General features: G+C 65.4%; 2 protein-coding genes. One reads left to right on the top strand and one right to left on the bottom strand.

Annotated elements, in window-relative coordinates; genetic code table 11:
* Positions 1-91: 91 nt before the first annotated feature.
* Positions 92-1,270, bottom strand: a complete 1,179-nt coding sequence (locus tag EB835_RS20080) for a helix-turn-helix transcriptional regulator (RefSeq protein WP_135811182.1) — start codon at positions 1,268-1,270, stop codon at positions 92-94.
* A 160-nt stretch (positions 1,271-1,430) separates the two neighbouring features.
* On the opposite strand from EB835_RS20080, the gene EB835_RS20085 reads away from it, so the two are divergent.
* Positions 1,431-2,036, top strand: coding sequence for a mycothiol transferase (locus EB835_RS20085; RefSeq protein ID WP_135811183.1), 606 nt, complete (start codon positions 1,431-1,433; stop codon positions 2,034-2,036).
* The last annotated feature ends 140 nt before the right edge of the window (positions 2,037-2,176 follow it).

A 2,176-nucleotide genomic window follows, 5' to 3' on the forward strand; every position in this document is an offset into this window, starting at 1 on the left:
ACCACTGTGTGGGTCAGCGCAAGGTGGAGTCACGATCACGGGATGGAGAGGCCAACACCTACTCTGCCAGCCAGTCCCAGACCAGCCACTGTCAATACTCACAGCGCGAGGTTGCTGAGCCGCCGTCAGGTAGCAATTTGGGCGTGGAGGCCTCGACGACCGCCTGCATTCTTGCCGCCTGGTCGCGCAGGGAGTCGATGAGCTCCGGCGGGTGGAGCACCTCGATCTCGGCCGGGATGCCGACCAGGGTGGCCGCGACCCATCTGAGGTCCCAGAATCCGCAGGTGATGTGCACACCGTCGGCCGCCTCGGTGATGGTGGCGCTTCGGGTGGGGAACCATTCCTTCGCCTCCTGCGCCGAGGCGGTCGTGCGCAGAACGACGGTGTGCGGATACGCGGTGGTGGTGACGGCGGCTGAGACGGCCGCCTCGGCGTCGGGGTGCTCACGTGGGGTGACGCTCAGCGTCGTCGCGTGGACTCGGCCCATCCGGTCGAGACGGAAGACTCGATGATCAGCACGATCGAGGTCGAAGGCAAAGAGATACCAGTGCGCGCCGAGGACGACGAGGCGCACCGGTTCCACACGACGAGATGGCGAGGTGTGGTCGGAAGGCGGACTGGCGTTCGGACGAGCGGTCGGCCGAACGGTCGGATGAGCGGTCGGGCCACCCTTTGCTCGGGTGGTCGGGTCCGCGGCGAATGCTGTCGGTGAGTCGGTCGACGTGGTGGAGACGTCCGCCGGCACAGCGGGAACGTCGACCCACGCAGTGGGGACGTCGACATCGGAACGTTGCATCTTCCGGTAGTCGAAGGTCGCGATCGTCGAAGCGTTGATCGCCGAGGCGAGTGCGATGACCGCACCGATGTCGACTCCAGGGACATTGCCTTCGGACACGGACACGGCGCCCGCGATGTCCGCGACGGTGGCGCGCATCGTGGGCGGCAGCATCGCCTGCAGTTTGGTCGTCGCCGAGTCTGCACTCTCGGTGACCAGCCCCGCCCCGCGCAGGAGCGCAAGACCCACCGCTGTGGCCAGGGCCTCCCCCGCCTCCAGCTGCAGCGGGGGCAGCACCGTCCGCGATTCGGCGCGGTAGCCCCCGGCCAGACCGGGAAGCGAGGAGATGATGTATCCGAGTTCGCGCAGCGCCGCGATATCGCGGCGGATCGTTCGCGGGGTGACGTCGAAGCGAGCAGCCAGTTCAGCGGCGGTGTACACCCTGCCGGATGCGAACTGGCCGAGCAGCGTCAGAAGCCTCGTCTCCGACCGCACCGCACCGCACCTCCATGTGGAATCCAGTCATCTGGAATCCGTTCGCCCTGAACTCTTGATGCGGACATTATATGTCCGCATGGGCGCCGACGATGGGATGACCGACGCAGCGATTCGACTGTGGCGGACATGCCAAGCGGAGACCTCACAAGGAGAGACCATGCCGTTCTTCACCCCGACCGTCACAACCGAAGCAGATTCCGCATTCACCTTCATGTCGCAGCAGTGCACTCAGCTGCGCCTGACCGCTCGCGGTCTGAGCAATGAGCAGGCCCGGTCCACGCCGACGGCGAGTCCGCTGAGCATCGCGGGGCTCATCGCCCATGTCGCACAGGTCCTCAACGGCTGGCTGCAGATGGTCAAAGAACCCGACCAGAAGCTCAGCGTCAATGATTTCCCTGCCATCAATGCCCGGATCGGTCTGGCGGAGATGTACGACGGGTCGGCTCTGCCCGATCTCGACATCGCCGATGTGCTGTCCGCCTTCGACCGCGCCGTGGACGAGCTCGAAGACACCCGTCGCGACGTCGCCGAGAAGAACACCGACCTCGGTGCGGAGGTGACCGGGCTCGTCAATCCGTGGATGCCCGACGACTTCGACATGACCGTCCGCTGGATCCTGTGGCACCTGGGCACGGAGATCGCCCGGCATGCCGGCCACGCGGACATCATCCGTGAGTCCATCGACGGTGCGATCGCGTACCAGCTCAACGCCGAGGCCGACGGCGAACCGTGGCCGCCGGAGGGCATGGACGACTGGTCCTGAAACCCCTCCAGAACTACCTGACGGCGGCTCAGCAACCTCGATCCTTCTATGTCTTGTCAAGCAGGTTGAGGAACGGTATCTAGCGCGTTGAGGATCTTGTAGACCCGACGCGCTAGATACCATTTGAGCTTGCGTCGGAT

It is taken from the genome of Brevibacterium sp. S22 (assembly GCF_004745485.1).
Classification (GTDB): Bacteria; Actinomycetota; Actinomycetes; order Actinomycetales; family Brevibacteriaceae; genus Brevibacterium.